The 6082-nt window shown below is 36.2% G+C and carries 4 protein-coding genes and 1 tRNA gene; 1 reads left to right on the forward strand and 4 read right to left on the reverse strand.

Features of this window, described 5'->3' with window-relative positions; genetic code table 11:
- Positions 1–101: 101 nt before the first annotated feature.
- Positions 102–980, reverse strand: a complete 879-nt coding sequence (locus I6F43_RS15975; RefSeq protein ID WP_007585320.1) for an NAD(P)-dependent oxidoreductase — start codon at positions 978–980, stop codon at positions 102–104.
- A 647-nt stretch (positions 981–1627) separates the two neighbouring features.
- On the opposite strand from I6F43_RS15975, the gene gloA reads away from it, so the two are divergent.
- Positions 1628–2029, forward strand: coding sequence for a lactoylglutathione lyase (gene gloA / locus I6F43_RS15980; RefSeq protein WP_007585316.1), 402 nt, complete (start codon positions 1628–1630; stop codon positions 2027–2029).
- A 284-nt stretch (positions 2030–2313) separates the two neighbouring features.
- Here gloA and I6F43_RS15985 read toward each other — a convergent pair whose 3' ends face one another.
- The 3 genes from I6F43_RS15985 to I6F43_RS15995 all read right to left on the reverse strand — a co-directional run bounded on the left by I6F43_RS15985 (position 2314) and on the right by I6F43_RS15995 (position 6057).
- Positions 2314–2580, reverse strand: a complete 267-nt coding sequence (locus I6F43_RS15985) for a DksA/TraR family C4-type zinc finger protein (protein WP_169044992.1) — start codon at positions 2578–2580, stop codon at positions 2314–2316.
- A 251-nt stretch (positions 2581–2831) separates the two neighbouring features.
- On the reverse strand, positions 2832–5699 hold the full coding sequence (locus I6F43_RS15990; protein WP_197103134.1) for a M16 family metallopeptidase: 2868 nt from the start codon (positions 5697–5699) through the stop codon (positions 2832–2834).
- Between the two features lie 282 nt (positions 5700–5981).
- Positions 5982–6057 (reverse strand) — tRNA-Glu (locus I6F43_RS15995).
- Positions 6058–6082: the final 25 nt, after the last annotated feature.

Below are 6082 nucleotides of genomic sequence, written 5' to 3' on the forward strand. Positions count from 1 at the left end.
TAAAAAAGCTGACATTGCACAAAGACTTTAGTCAATTGGTGTCATGTGTGTTAAAGCGCCTTAAGCCAAAAGCTTAAAGCGCTCAATAAGGTCGAGAAGTATTACTTTTCTAGCTTTTTGAAGTAATCAAAAATTTCAGGAACATTACCTTGACCCATACCAGCGTCAAACGCTGCTTGTAGGTTAGCTGATGAACCTTCAGCGATTTTTGATTCAGTACCTAGGTCTTCTACCATTTGTAGGAAGTAGCCTAAATCTTTGTTTGCATTAGCAATCGAGAAACCAAGGTCGCTAACATTATCAACTGCATAGTTTTTACAAAATTGCATAAACGGTGAGTTAGATGGACCAGTCGACATGATGTCAAAAAGTTGTTGACGGTCAACACCAGCAAGCTCTGCAACTGCAAATGCTTGTGACATAGCACATACTGTAGTCATGCCCATGAAGTTGTTGATAAGCTTAGTTGTATGACCTGCACCTAGCTCGCCAAGATGGAAAACGTTTTCACCTTGATCTTCTAGTACTGGTTTAACTTTATTGAATGTATCAATATCGCCTGCAGCCATGATGTTTAAAAGGCCGTCTTTAGCATGTGCTGGTGTACGACCAAGAGGAGCATCAATCATGCCTGCGCCTTTAGCTGCTAAATCAGCACCAATTTTTTTAGTAGATGATGGAATAGAAGTACCAAAATCAACTAGTACTGCACCTTCTTTAATACCCGCTAGGATACCGTCTTCTGCATAAATGATTTTTTCTACAACGGCAGAAGTTGTAAGACAAAACATAACAATATCTGAACCTTCAGCTAGCTCTTTAGCAGTGCTTGCTGTTTTTGCGCCTCTAGCGACACATGCTGCAACCGCATCTTTGCTAAGGTCCATAACAATTAGCTCATAGCCTTTGTTTTGTAAATTTTCGGCCATGTTGCCGCCCATTAAGCCTAAGCCGATGAAACCGATGACTGGTTTTGACATGAATAACTCCTAAATATGTGGCGCATACTTTTATAAGAACAAGTAAAATCTACTTTAAAATACGCTGTGTCTTTGTTTCAATTTGTAGAGTAACTTTAAGCTTGAGTTATTTATAAATTAACCTGTGCAAAACGTAACTCTGATTAATTACCAATACATTGTATTCACTCAAACCAAGCAACTTACCAATTGGTATGCAAAAACTGTATTACCATACGCCTTTTTTGTCAACCAATAAGTTAACCAAGTAAATCCCATATTTTTACAAATTACATACAAATAAATTTAATATCAATTAAAATCAAACATTTAGATACAACAAACCCAATCAGATATAGGTTAACTTTTGTTGAACAATCAGTAACTTTTTTTATACTAATAGGTTGACCAATAATTGAGTGTTCTTTATTTAAATATGCAAGATTCAATAAAATGGTTCATTAATTGGTAATTTACAGTTGATGTTATTGGTAAAATTATAAAGGCCATACGTGAACAGCTTCCAACTCTAAATGGTTTTGAGGTTGTGATTTGTACGTAACGCCTACATATATGGCTAATACATATAAAAACTACAAAATGCGCTTAATAATAGCGCTTAGTTAAAAATATACTGAACTTTGAAAAATCACTAAAGGAACTGAATAATGCGTTTATTACATACTATGCTGCGTGTTGCGGATTTAGACAAATCAATTGCTTTTTATACTGAAGTATTAGGTATGAAAGAATTACGCAGAGCTGATAACAGTGAATACAGATACACTCTTGCCTTTATTGGATATGGCGAGGAAGCAGATAATACAGTATTAGAGTTAACTTATAACTGGGACGAAGATAGCTACGACCTGGGTAATGGATATGGTCATATTGCCATTGAGTTTGATGATATTTACAAGGCCTGTGCTGATATTAAAGCAGCCGGTGGTAATGTAAGCCGTGAACCTGGGCCTGTAAAAGGCGGTACTACTGAAATTGCTTTTGTAAAAGACCCTGATGGTTATTCAATAGAACTTATTCAGAAAAAAGATGACATGAGTAAATTTTAAATTACTTAACAACTAGTTCAAGTTATAACAATTTGCTTAATGCCAATCTGCTTATATATGGGGTCTATTTAACGTTAAGAAAATTACGCTAGGACTAGGCAAAAATTTTTGTATCTAGTTGTTCTAAATAAAAAATTTTTAACGACGTTATAGTGCAATTTAATTCGTTAAATTGATCAAAGATTTATGCTGGTTGGTATAACTATGGAGGGGTTTAATTTTATAAATTGTTCAAATATTTATTTAGATTGGTATTAAATAAAAAGGTGCTTTTCAGCACCTTTTTAACGCAACTGACTATCTTTACTGCCACGTCTATTAAACGATTTAGCGCTAGCATCATTACCTTCTATTGCAGCTTGGCATTGCACACAGTAGCGTACACCCGGTAACGCAAGCCTTCGTGCTTGTGGGATTTTCTCATCGCACTCATCACATAACTCTGCACTTGCGCCAGATATTAAATTGCTTCTTGCATACTGTACGGCGTCATTAACACTCGCATCAATTTGATCTTGAATTGCACCGTCTCGTGCCCATCCACTTGCCATAAATCCTCCTAATAAAGTTGGATGTTTAAATTTATGCTACCAAATCGAATCTTTATAAGTACTGAATAAAAGAGCTAGGAATGTGATGCCCTTTGAAGGTTTAAGCTACGAAACTATATTTTATATCTTAAGGAAAGATGCTGTAGTTGCTCCTTGTAATCTATTTTTCACAAAAAATTCAACACTCTACAATTAGGCAAAAAAAAGCAGCTAAAAAAGCTGCTTTATAATTTCAATGATTTATTTAAAAATTAAAGACTGTAGTCAACAACCTTCATACCTAATTTTTCGAGCTCTGGACGAAGTGTTTTAGCATCACCCACTACTAAATAAATCATGTCTTTAGTATTTAAGTGTTTTTTAGCTAAGGCGTTAACTTCTTCTTTGCTAATATTGCTAACAATCTCATTTCTTTCTTTTACAAAGCTAGGTTTTAAATCGAACTCTAATATTTGTGCTAAAAAGCCAAGTTTTGCATTAGGCGTTTCGTATTTAAGCGCATCTTTTTGATTGATAGCCTTACGCATAAACATAAGCTCTTCGTCAGTGACACCGTTTTGAGCATAGTTATTAAGCTCATTAGTAAACTCTGTAATAGACGCTGCAGTAGAGTCGGCTCTCACCGCTGCAGAAGCGGTAAAGCCACCTGATGTTTTATCACCCCAGAAACGAGAGCGAGCACCGTAAGTGTAGCCTTTATCTTCTCGTAAATTTAGATTGATACGGCTGTTAAACGTGCCACCAAGTGCAAAGTTCATCAAGTTAGCTTTAAAAAACTCACCTGTAATATCTTCAACCATATCGCGTTTACCTATACGAATTTCTGATTGAGGAGCGTCTGGTTTATCGACCAAATAAATTACATTAGTTTCTACTTTAGGTTCACTGAAATCAACCGCTACTAAGCTCGATTTACCTTTCCAATTTGTAAGTGTAGCTTTAACTTTTGGTTCAATTGTTGACTCTTTTAAATCAGAAACAATAATGACTTGAGCGCCCTGCGGTTTAAAGTTTGCGCTATAAAAAGCTTTAACGTCAGCAAGTGTAATAGCCTCTATACTATTAAGCGTTCCAGTACTTGGAAGTGCAGCTATATTGTTGCCATATAGTAATTTACTATATGTATTAGATGCTAAATACCCAGCATCCTTCATTGAATGTTGAATATTTTGAATGATTTGCTTTTTATTACGCTCAAAGTCATCTGCATTAAATGCTGGTTTAAATAACTTTTCTTCGACAAGCTTTAGCGTTGCATCTACATTCTTGGTTAAGCTAGAAACATACACATTTGTATGTGTTTTATCTGAGTAGATACTTACCTGGCTACCTAGTTTTTCAAGCGCGTTACTCATCTGCTCTGTAGTGTAGTTTTGCGTTGACTCGCTCATTAACGATGCAGTTATTGATGATAAACCCACTTTACTAGCTTGCTCACTGTACAGGCCACCCGGAACTTTAATGAAAATAGCGGTAGTTGGCGTTTCTGTACTTTGAGTACCTAATATTTTAATACCGTTTTCGGTCTTAGTTTGCCAAAGAGTAGGAACATCAACAGCAGGATTTGCGCCGGCCTCTGGATGAGCACTTCGATCAAATGTATCAACAGCTCTTCGTGCCACTAAATCATCAGCTGAAGTTGTAGATGGACCTCCAAAATCATGCGATTTAGGCGTAAAGTTGTCTGGAGCAGCTATAAGTTGAGTTTGCCCTTCTGGTACAACACTCATAATAACGGCAGATTTACCTTTGATATATTGATTAAAAACACGCATAACATCAGCTTTTGTAACTTTGTTATAACGTGCAATCTCATCTTTAGCTGAATTTGGGTTACCTGTAAACGTTTCTGACGCGGCTAGTTGAGAGACTTTTCCTGATACGCTTTGCAGACCAAAAATTGCACCAGATTCTATTTTAGCTTTTACTTTATCTAAATCATCTTGTGTAACGCCACGCTCTTCAAATTCAACAAATGAATCACGAATGATTTTTTCCATATCAGCTAACGTTTTCCCTGCTGTAGGATTTGGTAAAGCATAAAGACTAATTGAACACGCTAACTCTTGGCATGGATGATTTGCACTTGCTTGAACAGCAAGTTGAGTTTTAACTAAGTTTTTGTATAGTAGTGAATTATTACCACCACCCAATATTTCAGCAAGTATATCAAGAGGTGCTTCATCTTCAGAGCGAGCGTAAGTAGTTGGGAAACTCATACTTAATAAAGGTAAATGTACCTTATCTTCCATTGAAATATGTCTATCAGCATTGAGTGTTACAGCTGTTTTTTCTGCTGTAGGGATTTCAGGGCCTTTTGGAATTGGTGCAAAGTATTTAGTAACTAATGGCAGTATTTCATTAGCGTTGATATCGCCACCAATAGTAAGCGTTGCATTATTAGGACCATACCACTTTAAAAAGAATGCTTTTAAATCATTTACATTTACGCGATTAAGATCGTCCATAAAACCAATTACTGGCCATGAATATGGATGACCATCTGGATACATCGCTTGAGCAACACGTTCACCTAAACGACCATAAGGGCGATTATCAACACGTTGGCCGCGCTCATTTTTTACTGTTTCGCGTTGTACTTCAAATTTTTCTTGGGTTACAGCATCGAGTAAAAAGCCCATTCGATCAGCTTCTAGCCACAACATTTTTTCTAATTGATTTACAGGTACTGTTTCAAAATAATTTGTTCTATCTGAGTTAGTTGTACCATTTAAAGTACCGCCTGCTTCAGATATTATTTTAAAATGTTCCTCATCAGCAACATTCTCTGAACCTTGAAACATCATATGCTCAAAAAAGTGAGCAAAGCCTGACTTACCCAACTCTTCGCGAGCAGAACCAACGTGGTATGTTACATCAACGTGTACTAAGGGATCTGAATGATCCTCATGCACAATTACAGTTAAACCGTTATCTAGTTTATATTTTTTATACGGTATGTTGATTTCACCTGCATTAGATTTCACTGACTCAATAAGTGTAACGCCAGGAATTGATGTTTCTGTAACAATATTTTTATCAACAGCTTGAGTTGAGCTATTACATGCAGCCAACCCTGATGCAAGTAAAACAGCAAGTGCAATTTTTGTGAGTTTCATTTTTTAGTCCATATTTAAATTAACTCAATGAGTTTAAAGACTAATTAAAAGTACAACAAGGAATATGGAGCGATTATGGGTTTGGTTTTGTAACAAAGTGTAAATAGATTGATATAAAAATGAAGTGTGAAATGACGGTGTTAATTTGTGGTTTTATTCTAATAACACTGCACTTCCCTATCTAAGTAGTAAATGACATAGCTAAGAGATTGATACTCTTAATAACATCGTGCATATAGAGTGTTATGTAACACTGCTTTATACAATACTTAAAATAGTAAGTGGCGTCCCCAAGGGGATTCGAACCCCTGTTACCGCCGTGAAAGGGCGGTGTCCTAGGCCTCTAGACGATGGGGACACATAAATGTGTCACTAGGACAACT

This window comes from Pseudoalteromonas sp. NZS71_1 (genome assembly GCF_015864305.1).
In the GTDB taxonomy this organism is placed as follows: Bacteria; Pseudomonadota; Gammaproteobacteria; order Enterobacterales; family Alteromonadaceae; genus Pseudoalteromonas; species Pseudoalteromonas arctica.

Excerpts from the sequence above, each read along its gene's own strand:
- I6F43_RS15975 (WP_007585320.1), bottom strand. The coding sequence starts at position 980 with ATGTCAAAACCAGTCATCGGTTTCATCGGCTTAGGCTTAATGGGCGGC.
- gloA (WP_007585316.1), top strand. The coding sequence starts at position 1,628 with ATGCGTTTATTACATACTATGCTGCGTGTTGCGGATTTAGACAAATCA.
- I6F43_RS15985 (WP_169044992.1), bottom strand. The coding sequence starts at position 2,580 with ATGGCAAGTGGATGGGCACGAGACGGTGCAATTCAAGATCAAATTGAT.
- I6F43_RS15990 (WP_197103134.1), bottom strand. The coding sequence starts at position 5,699 with ATGAAACTCACAAAAATTGCACTTGCTGTTTTACTTGCATCAGGGTTG.